The organism is Xanthomonas sp. NCPPB 1132 (genome assembly GCF_056629235.1).
The window spans coordinates 3,088,286-3,111,616 of record NZ_CM152819.1; the positions used below are offsets into that span (position 1 = coordinate 3,088,286).

The following is a 23,331-nucleotide window of genomic DNA, read 5'->3' on the forward strand; positions in this document are numbered from 1 at the left end:
GAGCGTCGTGCCGCCTGCGTGCCTCCAGGCACCTCTCGTCGGAAGCGTCTTGAGCGTCCTGTAGGAGCGGCTTCAGCCGCGATGGGCTTTACCGGTAACGCCCCATCGCGGCTGAAGCCGCTCCTACGGGAGACGCTGGATCCGGCGCGATTGCGGCGGAAACAGTTGATGCGCCGCGCCGCTAGTCGCCGGACTCGCCGGCGCGGCCGCGCAGCTTGTCCAGCCGGTCCAGCAGGCCGATCCAGAACGCCGCCGGCAGCTCGGCGACCAGCGGCACGCTGAAGCACCAATCGTTGACGAAGGTCGCGCACTTCACCGCGTCCTTCTCGGTCATCAGCACCGGCAGTTCGCTGCCGAAGGCCAGGTCCGCGGCGCGGTACTGGTGGTGGTCGGGAAAGGCATGCGGGACCACGCCGATGCCCTGCGCGCGCAGCATGTCGAAGAAGCGCTGCGGGTGGGCGATGCCAGCCACGGCATGCACGCGCTGGCCGGCAAAGCTGCGCAGCGGCCGCGCACGGCCGCCGCGCAACGGCTGCGCGCTGTCGATGCGCAGGCGCATCGCCCATTCGCCGAAGCCGGCTTCGAGCGCGCCGCTGTCGCTGGCCTGGCCCAGGTTGATGACCCGGAAATCGCATTCGTTGCCGCGCGCCACCGGCTCGCGCAGCGGCCCGGCCGGCAGCAGGCGGCCGTTGCCGTAGCGGCGCTGGCCGTCCACCACCTCGATCTCGATGTCGCGCTGCAGGCGGTAGTGCTGCAGGCCGTCGTCGCAGACCACGATGTCGCAGCCGGCCTGCAGCAGCGCGCGCGCCGCGGCGACGCGGTCGCGGTCCACCCGCACCGGCACGCCGGTCTTGCGCGCGATCAGCACCGGCTCGTCGCCGCCCTGCTCGGCCGAGGTGCCCGGCTCGATCCAGCGCGGTTCCTGCGGCTGGCTGCGGCCGTAGCCGCGGCTGGCCACGCCCGGATTCCAGCCGGCGTCGCGCAGGCGCTGCACCAGGGCGATGGTCAGCGGCGTCTTGCCGGTACCGCCGGCGGTGAGATTGCCCACCACCACCACCGGTGCGGCGATGCTGTGGCGCTTGCGCCAGCCGCGCCGGTACAGCGCACGGCGCAGCGCGATCGCCGCCGCGTACAGCGGGGTCAACACGCGCGCATGCAGCGGCGGCGAACCCGTGCCGTACCAGTAGGCGGGGGTGTGCGGCCCGCGCTCGCTCATCCGAACTGCCTTTCGCGGAACTGCATGCTGTGCAGGTGCGCATACACCCCGCCCAGCGCCAGCAGCTCGTGGTGGGTGCCGCGCTCGACGATGCGGCCGTGGTCCATCACCAGCACCTGGTCGGCGTGTTCGATGGTCGACAGGCGGTGGGCGATGACCAGCGTGGTGCGGTCGGGCATCAGCCGGTGCAAGGCATCCTGCACCAGCCGCTCGGATTCGTTGTCCAGGGCCGCGGTGGCCTCGTCCAGGATCAGGATCGGCGCGTCCTTCAGCATGGCGCGGGCGATCGCCAGGCGCTGGCGCTGGCCGCCGGACAGGCGCCCGCCCTTGGCCCCGACCTGCGCCTGCACGCCCTCGGGCAGGTGCTCGACGAACTCCATCGCGTTGGCGTCGGCGATCGCCTGCTGCAGTTGCGCCGGGCCCGCGTCGCGCATCTCGCCGTAGGCGACGTTCTCGGCGATGCTGCCGTCGAACAGCATCACCTGCTGGCCGACCAGGGCGATCTGCCGGCGCAGATCCTCCAGGCGGTACTCCTGCAGCGGATGGCCGTCGAGCAGGATCTGCCCGGACTGCGGGTCGTAGAAGCGTGGGATCAGCTTGACCAGGCTCGACTTGCCGCTGCCGGAGCGGCCGACGATGGCGGTGACGGTGCCGGGTTCGGCAACGAAGCTGACCTCGGCCAGCGCCGGCCGCGCCTGCCCCGGATAGGCGGCGGTGACCTCGCGGAACTCGATCCGGCCCTGCGCGCGCTCGATGTGGCGGGTGCCGCTGTCCTGTTCCTCCGGCGCGTCCAGCACCACGAACAGCCGCTGCGCCGAGGCGACGCCCCGCTGCAGCATGTTCTGCACATTGGTGAGGTTCTTCAGTGCCGGGATGATCGCCATCATCGCGGTCATCAGCGACACGAACTCGCCGGCGGTCAGGCGCCCGGCCAGCGCCTCGTGGCCGGCGATCAGCAGCAGCGCGGCCAGGCCGATCGCGCCCAGCAACTGCACCGCCGCCGAGGAGATGCCGCGGGTGGATTCGACCTTCATCGCCAGATGCAGGTTGGTATTGGCCAGGTGCTGGTAGCGCTCCATCTCGCTGGCGCGCGCGCCGTAGACCTTGACCTCCTGGTTGCCGGACAGGGCCTGCTCGGCGGACTGCATCAGTTCCGCGTTGCTTTCCTGGATGCGATGACTGACCCGCCGATAGCGCTTGGCCACGCGGTCCATCACCCAGGCCAGCGGCGGCGCCACCAGCAGGATGGTGACGGTCACGGTCCAGCTGTACCACAGCATCACCGCCAGCGCGCCGACGATCTGCAGGGTCTGTTGCACCATCACCTTCATCGCGTCGACCGCGGCCTGCGCCACCTGCTCGCTGTCCGAGCCCAGCCGCACCAGCATCGACGCCACCGGCTCGGCATCGAAGCGACTGCCCGGCAGGCGCAGGTACTTGTCCAGCACGTTGACCCGGAAATCGCGGGAAATGCTCCGCGCCGCACGCCCCATCGACATGTCGGTGACGTAGCCGGCGATGCCGCGCAGCACGAACAGGCCGACGATCTGCAACGGCAGCCACATCGCCACCTCGCGGTTGCGGGCGATGAAGGTCTCGTCGGTGATCGGCTTCATCAGCGCCAGGAAGCCGGAGCCGGCCAGCGCTTCCAGCAGCGCGCCGACGGCGGCGATCAGCAGCAGGCCGCGGTAGCCGCCGGCATAGGACAACAGGCGGCGATAGGTCCGCCAGGGGGAATCCTGGACGGGCACGTCGGTGGGTACATTCACTTGGAGCTTCCGTCCCTGTTGACTTCGGGGGCAGTGGCGATGGCGATGCGGCGGAACCCGAGCTGGCCCAGCGCGTCCTGCGCGGTGACCACCGCCTGGTAAGGCGTGCGCGCGTCGGCGCGCAGCAACACCGGCTGTTCGCGGTCGTCGCCGGCGACCTGGGCGATGCTGCGCTTGACCGACTCCACGTCGGTGCGCAGCACTTCCTGGTCGTTGATGAAGTAATGCCCGTCGGCGTTGATCAGCACGCTCAGCGCGCGCGCCGGCGGCGGCGCATTGCGGTCGCTGGCGTTGGGCAACTGCAGTTGCAGCGTCGAACGTGCATCGAAGGTGGTGGTCACGACGAAGAAGATGATGAGCACCAGGATGACGTCGATCAACGGCACCAGGTCGATCTGCGGCTCGTCCTGGCCACGGTCGTCGCGGATCCGCACCGGCTCAGCCCTTGGCCGTCGCGGCGTTCGACGCGGCGCCGCGTGCCGCCGGCGCCACGGCACGGCCGTGGCCGTCCAGCGCATCGGTCAGCGCGGTGGCTTCCTGCTCCATCTCGATCACATAGCCGGCGATGCGGCCCTTGAAATGGCGATGGAAGATCAGCGCCGGCACCGCGATGATCATGCCGGTGGCGGTGCACACCAGCGCCTTGCCGATGCCGCCGGCGAGCTGGTTCACATCGCCCAGGCCATGGTCGAGGATGCCGAGGAACATCTGGATCATGCCGACCACGGTGCCGAGCAGGCCCAGCAGCGGCCCGGCCGAAGCGATCGTGCCCAACGCGTTCAGGTAGCGCTCCATGCGGTGCACGACGTGCCGGCCGGTGTCCTCGATGCGCTCGCGCACGATCTCGCGCGGGCGGTTGCGCACGTCCAGGCCGGCGGCGAGCAGCGCGCCCAGCGGCGAATTGCGCCGCAGCGACTCGATGTGGGTGGGATCGAGCTTGCCGCGCGTGGCCCAGTTGCGCACTTCCTGGCCCAGTCCCGGCGGCAACACCTCGCTACGGCGCAGGCTCCAGAACCGCTCCAGGACGATCGCCAGCGCGACCACGCCCAACAGCAGCAACGGCACCATCGGCCAGCCACCGGCCTTGACCAGTTCCCACACGTCGCAACCCTCCGGCACGCTCGGCCGTTCGTTCACTGGCCGATAGGATAGCAGCCGCCCGCGCCCGCTCCGCCGCGTCCCACAGCCGCGCCCGCCAGGACCGCCGCTCGCGCAGTTGCAGGCCGGCGCGCCCCAGCCACACGCGCAGCGCACCGCCCTGCGGCGTGCCGGCGACCTCGGCACCAGCGGCCTGCCAGCGCGCCACCACGCCCGGGTGCGGATGGCCGAAGCGGTTGCCGTAGGCTGCCGAGACCAGCACCAGCCGTGCGCCGGTGGCGGCAACGAAGGCCGGCTGCGAGGAATGCGCACTGCCATGATGCGGCGCCACTACCACCTCGGCGTGCAGCGCCTGCGACGTCTCGCGCAGCAGCGTGCGCTCGACCACGTCGCCGATGTCGCCGGCCAGCAGCAACGCACCGTGCGCGGTCTCCACGCGCAGGACGCAACTGGACTCGTTGCGCAGATAGGGAAAGTGTGGCGTCGGATGCAGGAACCGGAAACGCACTCCATCCCACTCCCAGGCCTCGCCGGCCACGCAGGCCCGGTCCAACGGCAACGGCGCACCGGCGGGAGCCTGGGTCAGGCCAATCGGCAGCGCCGCGCGCACCGCGCCCAGGCCGCCAGCATGATCGTTGTCGCCATGACTGATCACCGCGCGATCCAGCCGCGCCACGCCGAGCGCATGCAGCGCCGGCACCACCACCCGCTCGCCCGCGTCGTAGCCGTCCTCCACCGCCGGCCCGGTGTCGTACAGCAGTTGGTGGTGGGCGGTGCGGACCAGCAACGACAGCCCCTGCCCCACGTCGAACATCACCAGATCGACCTCGCCCGGCCGTGGCCGCTCCAGTGGCGGGTGCAGCAACGGCAACCACAGCAGCGCCGCCAGCGGCTTGCCCGGCACCGCGCGCGGCAACAGCAGCCAGAACGCGCCCAGCATGGCCAGCGGCAGCGCCCAGTCGCGCGCCTCCGGCAACCAGCGCAGCGCGAAGCGGCTTTCGCCCAGGGCAACGAACAACGGCCAGGTCAGGTCGAAGCAGGCCGCGGCCAGGCGCCACAGCCAGGCGCCGGCGCCGGGATGCAGTGCCTCCAGCGCGGTCCCGAGCAGGGCCAGCGGCACCACCACCAGGCTCCACCAGGGGATCGCCAGCAGATTGGCCAGCGGCCCGACCAGCGAGGCCTGCCCGAACAGCATCGTGCTCACCGGCAGCAGGCCGACCGTGGCCACGCCCTGCGCGGTCAGGAAACTGCGCAACGTCTCGCGCCAGCCGCGGCCGGCATCGGGCATGCACCAGGCCAGCCAGGCGACACCGAGGAAGCTCAGCCAGAAGCCGGCCGAGAGCACCGCCAGGGGGTCGCAGAGCAGCATGGCGATCGCCGCCAGCGCCAGCGCATCGACCACCCGCACCGGTCGCCGCCACAGCCGTGCCGCCACCACCACCGCGATCATCAGGGCGGTGCGCACGGTCGGCAGGGCCATGCCCGACACCAGCGTATAGCCGCCGGCACCGAGCAGCGCCAGCGCGGCCGCGGCCTGGCGGCGTGGCCAATGGCGGCCCAGTTGCGGCCACAGCCGCCACAGGCCGCCGCCAAGCAACGCGAAGGCGCCGGCGACCAGGCCGACATGGAAGCCGGAAATGGCGATGAGATGGGTCAGCCCGGCAGCGCGCAGGATGCGCCAGTCGCGATCGTCCAGACGCCGCGTGTCGCCCAGCGCCAGCGCCTGCACGTAGCGCGCCGAGGCCTGCGGTATCGCCGCAGCGATGCGTGCGGACATGCCCGCGCGCCAGGCGTCGATGCCCTGTCCCGGCGCCAGTTGCGCTGCCGCATGCGGCGCCACCACGTAGCCGCTGGCACTGATGCGCTGCGCCAACGCATAGGCCTCGGCGTCGAAGCCGCCGGGATTGCTCAGGCCACGTGGTGCGCGCACGCGCACCTGCAACTGCCAGCGCGCGCCGGCGCGCAGCGCGCTGCGCGGCCCCGCCTGATGCGTGCCGAAGTCGTCGTACCACGCCAGTTGCAGCAGGCGACCGCGCAACGGCGCCGGCTGCGCCGCGTCGCTGTCCACGCGGAACAGGAAGCGGGTGCGGCGGGTCTCCGCCTGCGGCAGTTCCACCACCTGGCCGCGGACGTCGACCACGCGCTTTTCCCAGTCGGCCGGCAACTGCCTTGCCAGTACCATGCCGGCGACCAACGCCAGCCAGCCGGCACCGATCGCGAACGCCCCTAGCCAGCGCCAGCGCGGCGCCGCCACGTACAGCGCCGCCCCGGCGAGCAGGATCGCCACGGCCAGCGGCCAGGGCAGCAGGCGCGGCAGCCACAGCGCGGCCAGCACGCCGGCGGCGAGGCTGGCGGCGACCGCAACACCAAACGGCGCCGGTGCCGGCCAATGCGAGACGCCAGCGTCGACGCCAGCTGCGTCTCGATGCGGCACGGCCTCTGCTGCCAGTTGCATGTGTTTGCCCTCCTTGGCATCGGCGGATCGGACGCAACGACGCGAGTCCGCGCGGGCATCCACAACGTGCAATGCCATCGCGATCGCCGTGCCAGCATCGCATCGCGATTCGACGCGGGCCATCGGGCTACGCCGGGACACCGCGTCAGAATTTGCCTAAGCCAAGCGCGCGCCGCGTCACAGTCCCGGCGCAGTTCGCCGCAGCTTCATCGCCCCGCGCCTATGGTGCGATACCCCACGTCGTAAGGAGTTCGCGCATGCGCAAGGGCATCGCTTTGATCGTCGGAGTCACTGGCATCTCCGGCTACAACCTCGCCAACGTCCTGGTCGCCGACGGCTGGACCGTCTATGGGCTGGCGCGCCGCCCGGTGCCGCAGGAAGGCGTGATTCCGGTGGCGGCCGATCTGCTCGACCGCGAGGCCACCGTGGCCGCGCTGCGCGGGCTACCGATCACCCACGTGTTCTTCTGCACCTGGACCCGGCGCGACACCGAGAAGGAGAACGTCGCCGCCAACGGCGCGATGCTGCGGCATCTGTGCGAAGGCCTGGACAGCGCGCCGCTGCAGCACATGGCGCTGGTCACCGGCACCAAGCACTACCTGGGCTCGTTCGAGCACTACGGCAGCGGCAAGGCCGAGACGCCGTTCCGCGAGAGCGAACCGCGGCAGCCGGGCGAGAATTTCTACTACACGCTGGAAGACCTGCTGTTCGACGCCGCCGCGCGCCATGGCTTCGGCTGGAGCGTGCACCGCTCGCACACCATGATCGGCCAGGCCAACGGCAGCAATGCGATGAACATGGGCGTGACCCTGGCGGTGTATGCGACGCTGTGCAAGCACACCGGGCAGCCGTTCGTGTTTCCCGGCTCGCGCGCGCAGTGGGACAGCCTCACCGACCTCACCGACGCCAGCCTGCTCGGCCGCCAGCTGGCCTGGGCGGCGACCAATCCGGCCGCACGCAACCAGGCCTTCAACACGGTCAACGGCGACGTGTTCCGCTGGCGCTGGATGTGGGGCGAGATCGCCGCGTTCTTCGGCCTGGACCCTGCCCCCTATCCGGAGGCGCCGATGCCGCTGCAAGCGCGCCTGCAGGACACCGCGCCGGCGCTGTGGCGCGAGATCGCCGAGCAGCATGGGCTGGTGCAGGCGGACGTCAACCAGCTCGCCTCGTGGTGGCACACCGATGCCGACCTCGGCCGCGAGATCGAGTGCGTCAACGACATGACCAAGAGCCGCGACCTTGGTTTCTTGGGCTATTACGACAGCCGCGCCTCGTTCCTGGAACTGTTCACGCGACTGCGCGCGCAGCGGGTGATTCCCTGAGGCACGCGGCTGGGTGACACGTGTAGGAGCGGCTTTCAGCCGCGACGGGCTCTACCGGTGATGCTCCATCGTGGCTGAAGCCGCTCCTACGGGGCGCTTGCGCTAGAAGTGCTTCCGCCTGTCCGAGGATCTTCGGCGTCGGCAGATGCAAGGAAGCCGCTGCAACTTGCTGCCTCATTCGTGGAGCCTCACATCCCTCCACCGCTCAGCGAAGCGGCGATGTGCACTGTGGGAGGGACTTCAGTCCCGACGCGCACTGCATCGGGTCGCAGGACACTGCTCTTGTCGTGACCGCGAGCGCTGCACAGCAAGCCAGGCTGTCACGCCCGGCCGCGCATGCAACAGACTTCAGCGGCTCGCGACCTCAGGCCGCGACCCTGCCCCAGAACGTGCAAGACGGCGGCACATGCGGCCGCCACCACACTCGCTCAAATATCCGCAGGCGCCAATTCGCGCAGCTTGCCCTGATGCAGTTCCAGCACCCGGTCCAGCTTGCGCGCCAGGCTGCGGTCGTGGGTGACCAGGACCAGGCTGGTGCGCTGCGCACGGTTGAGTTCGAGCATCAGCGCGAACACGTTGGCCGCGGTCTTGTCGTCGAGGTTGCCGGTCGGCTCGTCGCCGAGCACGCAGGCCGGGCGATTGACCAGCGCACGCGCCACCGCGGCGCGCTGGCGCTCGCCGCCGGACAGCTCGCCCGGCTTGTGTTCCAGACGATGGCCCAGGCCCACCGATTCCAGCAGCGCCCGCGCGCGCGCATCGGCATCGGGCATCGGCGCGCCGCCCAGCAGCACCGGCATCATCACGTTCTCCAGTGCGGTGAACTCGGGCAGCAGGTGATGGAACTGGTAGACAAAGCCCAGCGAGCGGTTGCGCAACTGCCCGCGCGCCGCGTCGGTCAGCGCCGACATGCGCTGCCCGGCCACGTAGACCTCGCCGGAGGTGGGCACGTCGAGGCCGCCGAGCAGGTGCAGCAAGGTGCTCTTGCCGGCACCGGACGCGCCGACGATGGCCACGGTCTCGCCAGCGGCCACGCTCAGCTCAAGGCCGTCGAACACCGGCGTGCGCATCTTGCCTTCGGCGTAGGTCTTGGCCAGGCCTTCGGCGCGGATCGCCGCGCCCGCTTGTGGCTTCTGCATTCCCGATTCCCGATTCCCCATTCCCGATTCCCGGCCCTCATTCATAGCGCAGCGCCTCCGCCGGCTGCGTGCGCGCCGCACGCCAGGCCGGGTACAGCGTGGCCAGGAAGCTCATCAGCAAGGCCACGATGGTGATCACCATGACGTCGTGCGGCTGCATGTCGGTAGGCAGGCCGGTGATGTAGTAGACGTCCTCAGGCAGCAGCTTGATGTTGAACACCGCCTCGATGCCGGCCAGGATCCGCTCCAGGTTGAGCGTCAGCACGATGCCGCCGATCACGCCGGCGACGGTGCCGATCACGCCGATCAGCGTGCCCTGCACCATGAACACCTGCATCACCCCGCCCGGGCTCAGTCCCAGCGTGCGCAGGATGGCGATATCGGCCTGCTTGTCGGTCACCAGCATCACCTGCGAGGACACCAGGTTGAACGCGCCCATCGCGATGATCAGCGACAGCAGGATGCCCATCACCGTCTTTTCCATCTTCAGCGACTGGTAGAGGTTGGCGTTCTCGCGGGTCCAGTCGCTGACCATGTAGGGGCCGTGCAGGTTCAGCGCCAGGTCGCGCGCCACGTTCCAGGCCTGGTCCATGTCGTACAGCTTCAGACGCACGCCGGTGACGCCGTCGCCCATGCGCAGCACCCGCTGCAGGTCGGGCATGCTGGTCACCGCCAGGCCACGGTCGATCTCGTTGTAGCCGGCCTCGAAGATGCCGCTGACGGTGAAGCGCTTGTAGCGCGGCACCATGCCCATCGGGCTGGCCTGCGGCTCGCCGAGCATCACCACCACCTTGTCGCCGACGCCCACGCCCAGCCACAGCGCCAGCTCCTGGCCAAGCAGGATGTTGTAGGACCCCGGGGTCAGGCTGTCGACCGAGCCCTGCTTCATCTTCTGCGCCAGCACCGAGACCTTGGCCTCTTCCTTGGGCAGGATGCCGCGGACGATCGCCGGCTGGTTGCGCTGGCCGGTCAGCAGCGCCTCTTCCTCGACGTAGGGCGCGGCGCCGGCGACGCGCTTGTCGCGCATGGCCACGTCCACCGCGTGCTGCCAGTCCTCCATCGGCGCGCCCTGCGCGCTGACCGTGGCGTGTGCGGCCATCTGCAGCAGGCGGTCGCGGATCTCCTTCTGGAACCCGCTCATCACCGCCAGGGTGGTGATCAGCACGGTGACGCCCAGGGCGATACCGAGGATCGAGGCCATGGAGATGAAGGAGATGAAATTGTTGCGGCGCTTGGCGCGCAGATAGCGCAGGCCGATGGCCACGGGTAAGGGTTTGAACATGCGCAGCCACCATCCAGGGAGCGCTATGGTGCCATTTGCGGCGGCGCAGACGAAGCGGCATGGGCGGCAGCGGCCAGACGCAGTTCACGTCGTGCCGCCGGCGGCAGCGTGTCCGGCCACCACGCCAGGCGCTGCGTACGCCCCTGCGCGTCGCGCCAGCACACGAACGCCAGCGGCCCGCGCCAGGCAATCTGCAGGTCGCTCACCGCCGCGCCGTCGACGCTGGGCGAACCGGCACCGGCAGGAAGCATCAACGTGAGCGGCGCCCGCCCGGCCTCGCGGCGCAGCAGCCACGCCGCGTACAGCAGCGCCAGCACGGCGGCCGGCCAGGCCAGGCGTGGCGGCAGGTCGGAACCGAGCAGCGACAGCGGCGCCAGCGCGCCGAGCAGGGTCAGCGCGGCCAGCAGCCAGCGCGAGGGGCGCCAGTCAAGCCGGCATGGCGCGGATGGAAGCGATGAGATCGGCGGCGCGTGCATCGGGACAGGCCTCGTAGCCCATGAACCAGCGCCACAACTTATCGTCCTCGCAATCGAGCAGGTATAGGAAAACCCCGCGCTCGGCTTCGGAAGCTTCCCCCCAGCGCCGGTCCAGATAGCGGCCGAACAGCTGGTCCAGTTCGCGCATGCCGCGCCGGCAGCGCCAGCGCAGCTTCTTCAGTTCGGTGCTCTCGTCCATCGCATGCGCCCTTGCCTGGGGGCGGCTCCGCACGGCAGCCGCCGAAAACGAACGCGGCACCGAACCCGAAAGCAGGTGCCGCGCGGTCGGCGGGAAGGCCCGCCGCTTGGAACGTGCGCCGCTGCGATCAGGCGCGGCGCGCCATCATCAGCTTCTTGATCTCGGCGATCGCCAGCGCCGGGTTCAGGCCCTTCGGGCAGGTCCGCGCGCAGTTCATGATGGTGTGGCAGCGGTACAGCTTGAACGGATCTTCCAGATCGTCCAGGCGCGCACCGGTGTCCTCGTCGCGCGAGTCGATGATCCAGCGGTAGGCCTGCAGCAGGATCGCCGGACCCAGGTAACGCTCGCCGTTCCACCAGTAGCTCGGGCAGCTGGTCGAGCAGCAGGCGCACAGGATGCACTCGTACAGGCCGTCGAGCTTCTTGCGGTCCTCCGGCGACTGCAGCCGCTCGCGGTCCGGCGGCGGCGGGGTCTGGGTGCGGATCCACGGCTTGATCGAGGCGTACTGCGCGTAGAAGTGGGTCAGGTCCGGCACCAGATCCTTGACCACGCTCATGTGCGGCAGCGGGTAGATCGGCACTTCCTTCTTGCCGCAGTCGCTGATCGCCTTGGTGCAGGCCAGCGTATTGGTGCCGTCGATGTTCATCGCGCACGAGCCGCAGATGCCCTCGCGGCACGAGCGGCGGAAGGTCAGGGTCGGGTCGATCTCGTTCTTGATCTTGATCAGCGCGTCCAGAACCATCGGGCCGCACGCGTCCAGGTCCACCTCGTAGGTGTCGGTCCGCGGGTTGCTGTCGTCGTCCGGATTCCACCGGTAGACCTTGAAGGTCCGCACGTTCTTCGCGCCCTTGGCGGGAAAGTGCTTGCCCTTGCCGATCTTGGAATTCTTGGGGAGGGTGAACTCTGCCATGGCTTTAAAATCCGGGAATGGGGATTGGGGAATGGGGAATGGGAAGCGGGAGCGAAGAGCGCATGCGCTGTTCTCGATTCCCGATTCCCTACTCCCGTTTCCCGGCTGTGGTCAGTAAACGCGCGGCTTCGGCGGCACCACGTCCACGTCCTTGCTGAGCGTGTACATGTGCACCGGGCGGTAGTCGAAGCTGCACTGGCCCTTGTCGTCGACGGTGACCAGCGTGTGCTTCTGCCAGTTGACGTCGTCGCGGCCGGGGAAATCCTCGTGGGCGTGCGCGCCGCGGCTTTCCTTGCGCTGTTCGGCCGAGTTGATCGTCGCCACTGCGTTGAGCAGCAGGTTGTTCAGCTCGTAGGTCTCGATCAGGTCGGAGTTCCACACCAGCGAGCGGTCGGACACCTTGACGTCCTCGAAGCTGGCGAAGATGTCGGCCATCTTGTCCACGCCTTCCTTCAGCGTCTTGCTGGTGCGGAACACCGCCGCGTCGGACTGCATGGTGCGCTGCATCTTGTCGCGGATCACCGAGGTCGGGGTGCTGCCGTTGGCGTTGCGCAGCTTGTCCAGCAGGCCCAGCGCCTTGTCGCAGGCGTCGCCCGGCAGCCCCTTGTGCGGGGCGCCGGTCTTGATCGTCTCGGCGCAGCGGTTGGCCACCGCGCGGCCGAACACCACCAGGTCGAGCAGCGAGTTGGAGCCCAGGCGGTTGGCGCCGTGCACCGACACGCAGGCGGCCTCGCCGATGGCGTACAGGCCCGGCACCACCGCATCGGGGTTGTCGCCGTCCTTGCGCACCACTTCGCCGTGGTAATTGGTCGGGATGCCGCCCATGTTGTAGTGCACGGTCGGGATCACCGGGATCGGCTGCTTGTGCACGTCGACGCCGGCGAAGATGCGCGCGCTCTCGGCGATGCCGGGCAGCTTGTCGTCGATCACGCCCGGGCCGAGGTGGGTCAGGTCGAGCAGGATGTGGTCCTTGTGCTCGCCGACGCCGCGGCCTTCGCGGATCTCGATGGTCATCGAACGCGACACCACGTCGCGCGAGGCCAGATCCTTGTAGTGCGGCGCGTAGCGCTCCATGAAGCGTTCGCCGCTGCTGTTGCGCAGGATACCGCCTTCGCCGCGCACGCCTTCGGTGATCAGGCAGCCGGCGCCGTAGATGCCGGTCGGGTGGAACTGCACGAACTCCATGTCCTGCATCGGCAGGCCGGCGCGCATCACCAGGCCACCGCCGTCGCCGGTGCAGGTGTGCGCCGAGGTGGCGCTGAAGTAGGCGCGGCCGTAACCGCCGGTGGCCAGCACCACGCCGTGGGCGCGGAACAGGTGCAGCGAGCCTTCGGCCATGTCCAGGGCGAGCACGCCGCGGCAGGCGCCTTCCTCGTCGAAGATCAGGTCGAGCGCGAAGTACTCGATCATGAAGCGCGCGTTGTGCGCCAGCGACTGCTGGTACAGCGTGTGCAGCATGGCGTGACCGGTACGGTCGGCGGCGGCGCAGGTGCGCTGCGCGGACGGGCCTTCGCCGTACTTGGTGGTCATGCCGCCGAACGGACGCTGGTAGATCTTGCCGTCCTCGGTGCGGCTGAACGGCACGCCGTAATGCTCCAGCTCGATGATCGCCGGGATCGCCTCGCGGCACATGTACTCGATGGCGTCCTGGTCGCCCAGCCAGTCCGAGCCCTTGATGGTGTCGTAGAAGTGGTAACGCCAGTCGTCCTCGCCCATGTTGCCGAGCGCGGCGGAGATGCCGCCCTGCGCGGCCACGGTGTGCGAACGGGTCGGGAAGACCTTGGTCAGGCAGACCGTCTGCAGGCCCTTCTGGGCCAGGCCGAAGGTGGCGCGCAGGCCGGCGCCGCCGGCGCCGACCACGACCATGTCGTACTTGTGTTCGGTGATCTTGTAAGCGGACATCGAATCTGAGTTCCTGTTCCGGGCGCCGATCAGGCGCTGCCCAGCGCGATGCGGGCGACCGCGAATACACCGACGATCGCGCCGAGCACGGCGACGAACTTCACCGTGGTCTGCAGCGCCAGGGCCAGCAGCGAGTTGTGTACGTAATCTTCGAGGATGACCTGCAGGCCGATCTGCGCGTGCCAGAACATCGCGATCAGGAAGCCCACCAGCAGCACCGCGTTCCACGGCTTGGCCACCGCTTCGGTGGCGGTGACGTAGTCGGCGCCGAGCAGGCTCAGCACGAACACCAGGAACCACACGGTCAGGCCGACCAGCGCGGTAGCGGTGAGCCGCTGCAGCACGAAATGCTCGGTACCGGACTTGGCCGCGCCCAGGCCGCGGACGTTCTTCAGGGGGGTGCGATAGCGGCTCATGCGGCGGCTCCGTGGAGGACGTAGGCCCAGATCAGCGCCACGATCACCAGGCTGCCGACCACCGACATCCAGCTGCTGCGCACGAACGCGGGGATGCTGTAGCCGTGGCCGAAGTCCTGCACGATGTGGCGCAGGCCGTTGCACAGGTGGTAGGCGAAGGCCCAGCTCCAGGCGAACAGGAATACCTGGCCGTACCAGGCGCCGGCCATGCCACGGAAGCAGTTCCAGGACGCCGGGCCGAGCATCAGCACCAGCAGCGCGGCGGCGATGATCAGGGCACCGACCGACAGCACGATGCCGGTGGCACGGTGCAGGATGGACGTGACCATCTGGATCTGCCAGCGATAGACCTGCAGATGCGGGGAAAGGGGACGTTCGCGCGTAGCCATTCGCTGGGCTCGTTGTCTCGGCTGGGCGGCGTGCTTAAGGCCGCGTTGGCTCAAAGCTGCTCAAAAATCGATGCAGCGTCCGTTTTTCTCCCAGTCGCCGTAGCGCGTCGGCTCGAGGCCGCCGCGCCCGCCGATCTCCCGCGGCGCAGGCTCGGTCTGCGGAGGGGTGTCCTCGGCAGGCCGCTGCGTTTCGGGATCGGACTCGGGTGTGGGGGTTGGTTGGCCTATCATGCGGGTCTCACAACTCGTCAATTTTAGTCCTCCCCTCTCGTGCCTGACAACCTGAATCTGGAATCCGGCGGTTTTTCCGCCTTGCCACACCTGCAATACGTCGCATTGCGCGGTCCGGATGCAGCGGCCTTCGCCCATGCGCAATTCGCCAACGACGTGCAGGCGCTGGCGCCCGGGCAATGGCAATGGAACGCCTGGCTCACCGCCAAGGGCCGGGTGATCGCGGTGTTCGCGCTGCTGCGCCAGGCCGACGACGCCTTGCTGATGCTGCTGGCCGACGGCGGCGCCGAGGAACTGGCAACGGCACTGGGCCGCTTCGTGTTCCGGCGCAAGCTGCGCGTCACGGTCGAGGACACGCTGCATGCCTTCGGTCGTTTGAGCCTACCCGAGCAGGCCCGGGGCGCGGCGTCGGCGCGCGATGAGGCCGGCGTGATCGAACTGGACATGGGCGGCGACGGCCTGCCGCGCACCCTGCGGCTGGTGCCGGCGCCAGCGGCGGATGCGCCTGTTGCCGACCCGGCACTGGCGGAGGCCTGGCGCGCGGCCGACCTGCGCCTGGGCCTGGCCCGGCTTGCGCCGAGCCAGCGCGAACAATGGACGCCGCAACAGTTGGGCCTGGACCGGCTGCACGCCTTCAGCGTCAAGAAGGGCTGCTACCCCGGCCAGGAAATCGTCGCCCGCACCCACTTCCTGGGCAAGGCCAAGCGCGCCGTGCAGTTGCTGGAAGTGGATGCGCCCGTCGCGATCGACGCACCGGTGCTGCGCGACGGCCAGCCGTTCGGCAGCGTGGTCAGCGTCGCCGGCACCCTGGCATTGGCGGTGCTGCCGCTCGAGGAGGCGCCGCCGGCGGAACTGGACATCGACGGCCACCCCGCAAGGTGGCAGCCTCTGATCGACGGCCTGGCGCGCTGAGCGCGCCGGCGCTTTCGCTGTTGCTTTTGCTATTCCCGATTCCCGATTCCCGATTCCCCACTCTCCAGGCGCCCCCCACTCTCGGCATCGAAGAAGTGCAGCGCATCGCCGCGCACCGCCACCCGCAGGCGCTCGCCCAGGCCCGGCAGCGCACGCGGCGCCACCCGCATCACCAGTGGCTGCGCGCCGTGGCTGAGATTGACGAAGATCTCGTTGCCGACCGGCTCGATCACCTCGATGGTGGCCTCGAAGCCGCCCTGCGCGTCGTCGCTGGGCTGCAGGTGCTCCGGCCGCACGCCGATCGCCAGCTCACGGCCCAACCACTGCGGCGCAACCTGCGCACCCGGCAGCGGCACCCGCCCGCCGTCCTGCAACTGCAGCTGCAAGCCGCCCTCCTCCACCAGCCGCCCGCGCAGCACGTTCATCGCCGGGCTGCCGAGGAAACCGGCCACGAACAGGTTGGCCGGGCGGTCGTACAGCGCCATCGGCGTGTCGATCTGCTGGATCACACCGTCCTTGAGCACGACGATGCGCTGGCCGAGGGTCATCGCCTCGACCTGGTCGTGGGTGACGTAGATCATGGTGGTGCCGAGTTTGCGGTGCAGCTGCGCGATCTCGGTACGCACCGAATGGCGCAGCTTGGCGTCCAGGTTGGACAGCGGCTCGTCGAGCAGGAACACCGCCGGCTCGCGCACCAGCGCGCGGCCCAGCGCCACGCGCTGGCGCTGGCCGCCGGACATGGCGCGCGGCAGCTTGTCCAGCATCGGGGTCAGGCCCAGGGTGTCGGCGGCGGCGGCCACGCGCTGGCGGATGACCTCCTTGCTCTCGCCGCGCAGCTTGAGCCCGAACGCCAGGTTCTCGGCCACGGTCATGTGCGGGTACAGCGCATAGCTCTGGAACACCATGGCGATGTCGCGGTCCTTCGGCGCCACCTCGTTGACCACGCGCTCGCCGATGCGCAGCTCGCCGCCGCTGATCTCTTCCAGGCCGGCGATCATCCGCAGCAGCGTGGACTTGCCGCAGCCCGAGGGCCCGACCAGCACCATCAGTTCGCCGTCGGCCACTTCGAAGCTGGCCCCGTGCACGGCGACCTGGCCGTTGTCGTAGACCTTGCGGATGTTGTCCAGTTGTACTTTCGCCATGTATCCGGTTTCCGGCAGTGAGGAACGGGCTGCCGCCGGTCCCTCCCGAGGGCAGTGCATACGAATTCGGGTCGCATCATGCCCGCGCGCAGGCAACAATGGATCGCGATGCGGTATTCTGCCATGTAACCGTTTTCACGGGGCAACATCGAGCCTGGGAGGGCATGCAATGCGATCCGCCAGCCGCCGCTCCGGCGCGCCGCCGTCATCCTGCCGGATGACGACCGACCTGCAGCATGAGGCATTGGAGAGGTATGCTCAGAGGTCTGGCAGTCGTATTCATCTCCTGGATCGTGCGTTCCCGCCTGGCGGCCCTCCCGCGTCACGCTCTCGCCCGAACCGGCCGGATACAGGCCGTCGCCGCCGTTCGCTTTCCCACGCCACGTCACTCCTAGCCCCCAGGTGATCGACACCATGTCACCCGAAACCGAAACCCGGTCGATGCACGATACCTTCCTGTTGTTCGGCGCCACCGGCGATCTGGCCCAGCGCTACCTGTTCCCCTCGCTGCTGCGCATGCTCGACGACGGCTTCCTGCCGGAAGACTTCCGCATTCGCGCACTGGCGCTGTCGCCGCACGACACCGCCAAGTTCCACGAACTCCTCAAGCCGCGCCTGCAGGCGGCGATGCCGCAGATCGGCGAATCGATCGTGCAGGCGCTGCTGGCGCGCATCGACTACCGCTCGGTGGACCTGCGCGATGCCGAATCGGTGGCCGCCGCGGTGCGCGACCTGACCGCGCGCCGCTGCGTGAGCTACCTGGCGATCCCGCCGGGGCTGTACATCAGCACCTGCCAGGGACTGGCCCTGGGCGGCGCCCTGGCCGCGCCGCACCGGCTGATGCTGGAGAAGCCGATCGGCCACGATTCGGACAGCGCCCGCGAGATCGTGCAGGCGATCGGCGCGCTGATCGACGAGGACCGCGTGTTCCGCCTGGACCACTACCTGGGCAAGGCCGCGGTGCAGAACCTGATCGCGCTGCGCTTCGGCAACACGCTGCTGGAAGCGGTGTGGAACCGCAACTACATCGAGTCGGTGGACATCCTGGTCGCCGAGAGCGAGGGCGTGGACGGCCGCGACGCCTACTACGCGCGCTCCGGCGCGCTGCGCGACATGGTGCAGAGCCATATCCTGCAGTTGCTGTGCCTGGTGGCGATGGAGCCGCCGGCGTCGCTGGAAGCCGACCGCATCCGCGACGAGAAGGTCAAGGTGCTGCGCGCGCTGCGTCCGCTGAGCGCAGAGCATGCCGCCCGCGACAGCGTGCGCGGGCGCTACACCGCCGGCACCATCAACGGCCAGCCGGCGCAGGCCTACCAGCCGCCGGAAGGCAGCGACGTGGAAACCTTCGCCGCGGTCACCGCCTACATCGACAACTGGCGCTGGGCCGGGGTGCCGTTCCGCCTGTGCACCGGCAAGCGCCTGGCCGAGCGCTCCACCCGCGTGGTGGTCACGCTCAAGCCGGTCACCCACTGGCTGTTCGAGCGCCCGGCCGCGCAGCAGGTGGCGCCGAACCGGCTGACCTTCCAGTTGCAGCCGCAGGAGAACATCGAACTGGGGCTGATGAGCAGCCTGGCCGGCCCGGAATGGGGCGCGCTGGAACTGCAGCCGCTGGAACTGGAACTGTCGGTGCCCACCGGCCTGCACCGGCGCATCGCCTACGAGCGGCTGATGCTCGACGCGCTCAACGGCAACCATGCGCTGTTCGTGCGCGACGACGAAGTCCGCGCCGCCTGGGCCTGGATCGACAGCGTCAGCGCCGCCTGGGCGCAGGCGCACCTGCCGCTGCTGCCCTACCCGGCCGGCAGCTGGGGGCCGCAGGAAGCGCAGGCCTACGTCTCCTGCGACCAGTCCGGTGCCGCGCCGAAGGTCGCGCAATGAGCGCGCCGCAGCGCCCGGTGCTGGTCGCCGACATCGGCGGCACCAATGCCCGTTTCGCCCTCGCCGATCTCGACGCCTCGGTGCCGCTGCTCGACGACAGCACCCAGACCTACGCGGTGGTGGAATTCCCGTCGCTGGGCGACGCCGCCCGCCATTACCTGGAACAGACCGGGGTGGACGCGCGCAGCGGCACCTTCGCGGTCGCCGGCCGCGTCGACGGCGACGAGGCGCGCATCACCAACCATCCGTGGGTGATCTCGCGGGCGCGCACCCGCGCCATGCTCGGCTTCGACGAACTGCACCTGATCAACGATTTCGCCGCGCAGGCGATGGCGATCAGCCTGCTGCGGCCGCAGGACGTGGTCCAGGTCGGCGGCGCCAGCTGGACGCCGTCGCCGGTCGAGGTGCCGCGCAACTACGGGGTGATCGGCCCCGGCACCGGCCTGGGCGTGGGCGGCCTGCTGATGCGCGGCGGGCGCTGCTTTCCGCTGGAGACCGAGGGCGGCCACGTCAGCTTCCCGCCGGGCACGCCGGAGGAGATCCGCATCCTGGAGCTGCTGTCGCAGCAGTTCGGCCGCGTCTCCAACGAGCGCCTGATCTGCGGCCCTGGCCTGGTCAACATCCACCGCGCGCTCAGCGAGATCGCCGGCGACGATCCGGGCCCGCTGCAGCCGGAGGACATCACCGCGCGCGCCGCGCAGGGCGACTACCGGGCGATGCGCACGGTGGACGTGTTCTGCGCCGTGTTCGGCGCCATCGCCGGCGATCTGGTGCTGATGCAGGGCGCCTGGGACGGCGTGTTCCTGACCGGCGGGCTGGTGCCGAAGATGCTCGACGCGATCCAGCATTCCGGGTTCCGCCAGCGCTTCGAGCACAAGGGCCGGTTTTCGTCGATCATGGCGCGGGTGCCGTCGCTGGCGGTGATCCACCCCCGTCCCGGCCTGCTCGGCGCCGCCGCCTACGCGGTGGACGCCGCGCGGCAATCCCCAGGAGCCATCGCATGAGCCCCACGCTGTCCGACCGCATCACGCTGATCCGCTACGACGATCCGGACGAATGGATCGACGCGGCGGCGGCCGAGATCGGCACCGCGCTGCGCGAGGAGATCCAGCGCCGCGGCGGCGCGCGCCTGCTGCTGTCCGGCGGCACCACCCCGGCCCCGGTGTACCAGGCGCTGGCCGAGTTGCCGCTGGACTGGTCGAAGCTGGAAGTCGGCCTGGTCGACGAGCGCTGGCTGTCGCCGCAGGACAGCGACAGCAACGCCTACCTGGTCCGGCACAGCCTGCTGGACCGCGCCGAGGAGGCGCGTTTCGAACCGCTGGTGCGGGTCGGCAAGCCGCTGCAGGAGAGCGTGCACGCCGCCAACCTGCACGCGCAGCACGCCCCGGCCGCGTGCATGGCGGTGCTGGGCATGGGCGGCGACGGCCACACCGCTTCGCTGTTTCCCGGCGCCACCGACCTGAACAAGGCGCTGACCAACCCGCTGCCCTACGCCGCGCTCGACGCCACAGGCTGCCCCGGCGCCAACACCTGGCCGCTGCGCATCACCCTGACCCCGGCCGGCCTGGCGCCGATCGGCCAGCGCATGCTGCTGTTGCGCGGCAAGCAGAAGCTGGAGGTGCTGGAGCGCGCGCTGGCCGGCACCGACCCGCACGAGTATCCGATCCGCGTCGCCTTCGATACGCCGGGTGCGCGCCTGCGCGTGCATTGGTGCGAGTGAGGCCGGGATTGGGGATTGGTGATTAGGGATTGGCAACGGCTGCGCGCTGACGCTTTTCCGCTCTTCCGATTTCCCTGTTGCCGATTCCCGCTCTTCCGATTCCCGATTCCCGTTTCCCGATTCCCCCCTTCATAGCCACGTCCGCCAATGAGCCTGCATCCGACCCTCCACGCGATCACCGAACGCATCCGCCAGCGCAGTGCGCCGTCGCGGCGTGCCTACCTGGCCGGCATCGACGCCGCGCTGCGCGACGGTCCGTTCCGTAGCCGCCTGAGCTGCGGCAACCTCGCCCACGGCTTCGCCGCCTGCGGCCCCACCGACAAAAGCCGGCTGGAAGGTGGGACCACCCCCAACCTCGGCATCATCACCGCCTACAACGACATGCTCTCGGCGCACCAGCCGTTCGAGCACTACCCGGAGATCATCCGCAGCACCGCGCGCGCGCTCGGCGCCACCGCGCAGGTGGCCGGCGGCGTGCCGGCGATGTGCGACGGCGTGACCCAGGGCCGGCCGGGCATGGAGCTGTCGCTGTTCTCGCGCGACGTGATCGCCCAGGCCACCGCGATCGGCCTCAGCCACGACATGTTCGACACCAGCCTGTACCTGGGCGTGTGCGACAAGATCGTGCCGGGCCTGCTGATCGGCGCGCTGGCCTTCGGCCACCTGCCGGCGGTGTTCGTGCCGGCCGGGCCGATGACCCCGGGCATCCCCAACAAGCAGAAGGCCGAGGTGCGCGAGCGCTACGCCGCCGGCCAGGCCACCCGCGAGGAACTGCTGGCCGCCGAATCGGCGTCCTACCACGCCCCCGGCACCTGCACCTTCTACGGCACCGCCAACTCCAACCAGGTGCTGCTGGAAGCGATGGGCGTGCAATTGCCGGGCGCCTCGTTCGTCAACCCCGGCACCCCGCTGCGCGAGGCGCTGACCCAGCAGGCGACCGAGCGCGCGCTGCGCATCACCGCCCTGGGCAACGACTTCCGTCCGCTGGGCCGCTTGATCGACGAGCGCGCCATCGTCAACGCGGTGGTCGCGCTGATGGCCACCGGCGGCTCCACCAACCACACCATCCACTGGCTGGCGGTGGCGCGCGCGGCCGGCATCGTGCTGACCTGGGACGACCTGGACGCGCTGTCGCAACTGGTGCCGCTGCTGGCGCGGGTGTATCCGAACGGCGAGGCCGACGTGAACCACTTCGCCGCCGCCGGTGGCATCGGCTTCGTGTTCCGCGAGCTGATGGACGCCGGGCTGATGCACGACGACCTGGCCACCATCGTACCCGGCGGCATGCGCGCCTACGGCGACGAGCCGTGCCTGCAGGACGGCAAGCTGAGCTACGTGCCGAGCCCGGCCAAGAGCGCCGACGAGGCGGTGGTGCGCCCGGCGTCCAACCCGTTCGAGGCGCAGGGCGGCCTGCGCCTGCTGCGCGGCAACCTCGGCCGCTCGCTGATCAAGCTGTCGGCGGTGAAGCCGCAGTTCCGCACCATCGAAGCGCCGGCCGTGGTGATCGACGCGCCGCAGGCGCTGAACAAGCTGCACGCCGCCGGCGCGCTGCCGCACGACTTCGTGGTGGTGCTGCGCTACCAGGGCCCGCAGGCCAACGGCATGCCGGAACTGCATTCGCTGGCGCCGCTGCTGGGCCTGCTGCAGAACCAGGGCCGGCGCGTGGCGCTGGTCACCGACGGGCGCCTGTCCGGTGCGTCCGGCAAGTTCCCCGCGGCCATCCACGTGACCCCGGAAGCGGCGCGCGGCGGCCCGATCGCCCGCGTGCGCGAAGGCGACATCGTGCGCCTGGACGGCGAGGCCGGCACCCTGGAAGTGCTGGTGGACGCCGCCGAGTGGGCCGCGCGCCCGCTGGCGCCGAACACCGCGCCGGCCGCGCACGACCTGGGCCGCAACCTGTTCGGGCTCAACCGCCGCATGGTCGGTCCCGCCGACCAGGGCGCGCTGTCGATCTCCTGCGGCCCGCCGGCCGCCGACGGCGACCTGTGGAACTACGACGCCGAGTACGACCTGGGCCGCGATGCCGAGGCCGCCGCCGCGCCGCACGAATCCAAGGACGCCTGAGCCGCCGCCTGCCTCACCCTGCCCCGGCCGTGCGCGGCCGGGGCCTCGCCCCCCTTCGCAACCGAGACGCCCATGACCATCGCCGAACACCAGACCAAGGCCGAACAGCTGCTGCGCGCGGCCGGCATCCTGCCCGTCGTCACCGTCCACACCCTGGAAGAAGCGCGCCGCGTCTCGGCCGCGCTGCTGGAAGGCGGCCTGCCGGCGATCGAACTGACCCTGCGCACGCCGGTGGCGATGGAAGCGCTGGCGATGCTCAAGCGCGAACTGCCGGACATCGTGATCGGCGCCGGCACCGTGCTCAACGCCACCCAGTTGCAGCAGTCGATCGACGCCGGCGCCGACTTCATCGTCACCCCGGGCACCACCCCGACCCTGGCCGATGCCCTGGCGCAGGCGCCGCTGCCGGTGGTGCCGGGCGCGGCCACCCCCAGCGAGCTGCTGGCGCTGATGGAACGCGGCTTCCGCGTCTGCAAGCTGTTCCCCGCCTCCGCCGTCGGCGGCCTGGCGATGCTCAAGGGCCTGGCCGGCCCCCTGGCCGAGCTCAAGCTGTGCCCCACCGGCGGCATCGGCGAAAGCACCGCCGCCGAGTACCTGGCCCAGCCCAACGTGGTCTGCATCGGCGGCTCGTGGATGGTGCCCAAGGACTGGCTGGCCGACGGCGCCTGGGACAAGGTGCGCGAGAGCTCGGCGAAGGCGGCCGCGATCGTGCGTGAAGCCGGGAATCGGGAGTCGGGAATCGGGAATCGGTAAAAGCCCGAACCTCGGCTCTCACAGCTCAGGACTCCAGAAGCAAAAAAAGCGCCGGCATGCC

22 protein-coding genes are annotated in these 23,331 nt (G+C 70.0%); 7 read left to right on the forward strand and 15 right to left on the reverse strand.

Annotation, left to right across the window (positions count from 1 at the left end):
• Window positions 1–181: 181 nt before the first annotated feature.
• The 5 genes from lpxK to AC1G9L_RS13195 are packed head-to-tail and all read right to left on the reverse strand — an operon-like array spanning window position 182 to window position 6,538.
• On the reverse strand, window positions 182–1,216 hold the full coding sequence (gene lpxK / locus AC1G9L_RS13175; protein WP_481069279.1) for a tetraacyldisaccharide 4'-kinase: 1,035 nt from the start codon (window positions 1,214–1,216) through the stop codon (window positions 182–184).
• Window positions 1,213–2,985 carry a lipid A export permease/ATP-binding protein MsbA gene (gene msbA / locus AC1G9L_RS13180; protein WP_481069280.1) on the reverse strand — a complete coding sequence of 591 codons (1,773 nt, stop codon included), beginning with the start codon at window positions 2,983–2,985 and terminating at the stop codon, window positions 1,213–1,215. The genes lpxK and msbA overlap by 4 nt, the downstream gene beginning before the upstream one ends.
• Window positions 2,982–3,419 (reverse strand): ExbD/TolR family protein, encoded by a 438-nt coding sequence (locus AC1G9L_RS13185; RefSeq protein WP_019800228.1) that lies wholly within the window; start codon window positions 3,417–3,419, stop codon window positions 2,982–2,984. Before AC1G9L_RS13185 ends, msbA begins: the two co-directional genes overlap by 4 nt.
• Window positions 3,420–3,423: 4 nt before the next feature.
• Window positions 3,424–4,086 (reverse strand): MotA/TolQ/ExbB proton channel family protein, encoded by a 663-nt coding sequence (locus AC1G9L_RS13190; protein ID WP_029562039.1) that lies wholly within the window; start codon window positions 4,084–4,086, stop codon window positions 3,424–3,426.
• Complete coding sequence (locus tag AC1G9L_RS13195; protein ID WP_481069281.1) at window positions 3,980–6,538, reverse strand: DNA internalization-related competence protein ComEC/Rec2; 2,559 nt, start codon at window positions 6,536–6,538, stop codon at window positions 3,980–3,982. Before AC1G9L_RS13195 ends, AC1G9L_RS13190 begins: the two co-directional genes overlap by 107 nt.
• Window positions 6,539–6,795: 257 nt before the next feature.
• On the opposite strand from AC1G9L_RS13195, the gene AC1G9L_RS13200 reads away from it, so the two are divergent.
• The gene (locus tag AC1G9L_RS13200; protein ID WP_019800855.1) at window positions 6,796–7,860 is read left to right on the forward strand and encodes an NAD-dependent epimerase/dehydratase family protein; all 1,065 of its coding nucleotides are present in this window, start codon (window positions 6,796–6,798) and stop codon (window positions 7,858–7,860) included.
• 428 nt (window positions 7,861–8,288) lie between these two features.
• Here the strand turns inward: AC1G9L_RS13200 and lolD are convergent, their stop codons facing one another.
• From lolD to AC1G9L_RS13245, 9 genes are all read right to left on the reverse strand, one after another.
• A complete protein-coding gene (gene lolD, locus AC1G9L_RS13205; protein ID WP_019800856.1) occupies window positions 8,289–8,996 on the reverse strand; it encodes a lipoprotein-releasing ABC transporter ATP-binding protein LolD in 708 nt (235 codons plus the stop codon).
• A gap of 37 nt (window positions 8,997–9,033) precedes the next feature.
• Window positions 9,034–10,278, reverse strand: coding sequence for a lipoprotein-releasing ABC transporter permease subunit (locus tag AC1G9L_RS13210; RefSeq protein WP_010342649.1), 1,245 nt, complete (start codon window positions 10,276–10,278; stop codon window positions 9,034–9,036).
• A 23-nt stretch (window positions 10,279–10,301) separates the two neighbouring features.
• On the reverse strand, window positions 10,302–10,754 hold the full coding sequence (locus AC1G9L_RS13215) for a hypothetical protein (protein WP_481069282.1): 453 nt from the start codon (window positions 10,752–10,754) through the stop codon (window positions 10,302–10,304).
• The gene (locus AC1G9L_RS13220; protein WP_010342652.1) at window positions 10,705–10,953 is read right to left on the reverse strand and encodes an FAD assembly factor SdhE; all 249 of its coding nucleotides are present in this window, start codon (window positions 10,951–10,953) and stop codon (window positions 10,705–10,707) included. The genes AC1G9L_RS13215 and AC1G9L_RS13220 overlap by 50 nt, the downstream gene beginning before the upstream one ends.
• 127 nt (window positions 10,954–11,080) lie before the next feature.
• Window positions 11,081–11,863, reverse strand: coding sequence for a succinate dehydrogenase iron-sulfur subunit (locus AC1G9L_RS13225; RefSeq protein ID WP_017908442.1), 783 nt, complete (start codon window positions 11,861–11,863; stop codon window positions 11,081–11,083).
• Window positions 11,864–11,974: 111 nt separating this feature from the next.
• Window positions 11,975–13,765, reverse strand: a complete 1,791-nt coding sequence (sdhA, locus tag AC1G9L_RS13230) for a succinate dehydrogenase flavoprotein subunit (RefSeq protein WP_019800466.1) — start codon at window positions 13,763–13,765, stop codon at window positions 11,975–11,977.
• 29 nt (window positions 13,766–13,794) lie between these two features.
• Window positions 13,795–14,181, reverse strand: a complete 387-nt coding sequence (gene sdhD / locus AC1G9L_RS13235) for a succinate dehydrogenase, hydrophobic membrane anchor protein (protein ID WP_017908440.1) — start codon at window positions 14,179–14,181, stop codon at window positions 13,795–13,797.
• The gene (gene sdhC, locus AC1G9L_RS13240) at window positions 14,178–14,570 is read right to left on the reverse strand and encodes a succinate dehydrogenase, cytochrome b556 subunit (RefSeq protein WP_026144277.1); all 393 of its coding nucleotides are present in this window, start codon (window positions 14,568–14,570) and stop codon (window positions 14,178–14,180) included. Before sdhC ends, sdhD begins: the two co-directional genes overlap by 4 nt.
• A gap of 60 nt (window positions 14,571–14,630) precedes the next feature.
• Window positions 14,631–14,939: a DUF1674 domain-containing protein gene (locus tag AC1G9L_RS13245; RefSeq protein ID WP_309252725.1), complete on the reverse strand. Its 309-nt coding sequence runs from the start codon at window positions 14,937–14,939 to the stop codon at window positions 14,631–14,633.
• Here AC1G9L_RS13245 and ygfZ point away from each other — a divergent pair.
• Window positions 14,841–15,713: a CAF17-like 4Fe-4S cluster assembly/insertion protein YgfZ gene (ygfZ, locus tag AC1G9L_RS13250; protein ID WP_481069283.1), complete on the forward strand. Its 873-nt coding sequence runs from the start codon at window positions 14,841–14,843 to the stop codon at window positions 15,711–15,713. The genes AC1G9L_RS13245 and ygfZ overlap by 99 nt on opposite strands.
• A 29-nt stretch (window positions 15,714–15,742) precedes the next feature.
• On the opposite strand, the gene AC1G9L_RS13255 is transcribed toward ygfZ, so the two are convergent.
• Window positions 15,743–16,855, reverse strand: coding sequence for a sn-glycerol-3-phosphate ABC transporter ATP-binding protein UgpC (locus AC1G9L_RS13255; protein ID WP_019799284.1), 1,113 nt, complete (start codon window positions 16,853–16,855; stop codon window positions 15,743–15,745).
• A 414-nt stretch (window positions 16,856–17,269) separates the two neighbouring features.
• On the opposite strand from AC1G9L_RS13255, the gene zwf reads away from it, so the two are divergent.
• The 5 genes from zwf to AC1G9L_RS13280 all read left to right on the forward strand — a co-directional run bounded on the left by zwf (window position 17,270) and on the right by AC1G9L_RS13280 (window position 23,270).
• Window positions 17,270–18,733: a glucose-6-phosphate dehydrogenase gene (zwf, locus tag AC1G9L_RS13260; protein WP_481069284.1), complete on the forward strand. Its 1,464-nt coding sequence runs from the start codon at window positions 17,270–17,272 to the stop codon at window positions 18,731–18,733.
• Window positions 18,730–19,737 carry a glucokinase gene (gene glk / locus AC1G9L_RS13265; RefSeq protein ID WP_017917730.1) on the forward strand — a complete coding sequence of 336 codons (1,008 nt, stop codon included), beginning with the start codon at window positions 18,730–18,732 and terminating at the stop codon, window positions 19,735–19,737. Before zwf ends, glk begins: the two co-directional genes overlap by 4 nt.
• Window positions 19,734–20,453 (forward strand): 6-phosphogluconolactonase, encoded by a 720-nt coding sequence (gene pgl / locus AC1G9L_RS13270; RefSeq protein ID WP_010342663.1) that lies wholly within the window; start codon window positions 19,734–19,736, stop codon window positions 20,451–20,453. The genes glk and pgl overlap by 4 nt, the downstream gene beginning before the upstream one ends.
• A 147-nt stretch (window positions 20,454–20,600) precedes the next feature.
• A complete protein-coding gene (gene edd / locus AC1G9L_RS13275) occupies window positions 20,601–22,517 on the forward strand; it encodes a phosphogluconate dehydratase (protein ID WP_481069285.1) in 1,917 nt (638 codons plus the stop codon).
• A gap of 72 nt (window positions 22,518–22,589) precedes the next feature.
• Window positions 22,590–23,270, forward strand: a complete 681-nt coding sequence (locus AC1G9L_RS13280) for a bifunctional 4-hydroxy-2-oxoglutarate aldolase/2-dehydro-3-deoxy-phosphogluconate aldolase (protein ID WP_010342665.1) — start codon at window positions 22,590–22,592, stop codon at window positions 23,268–23,270.
• Window positions 23,271–23,331: the final 61 nt, after the last annotated feature.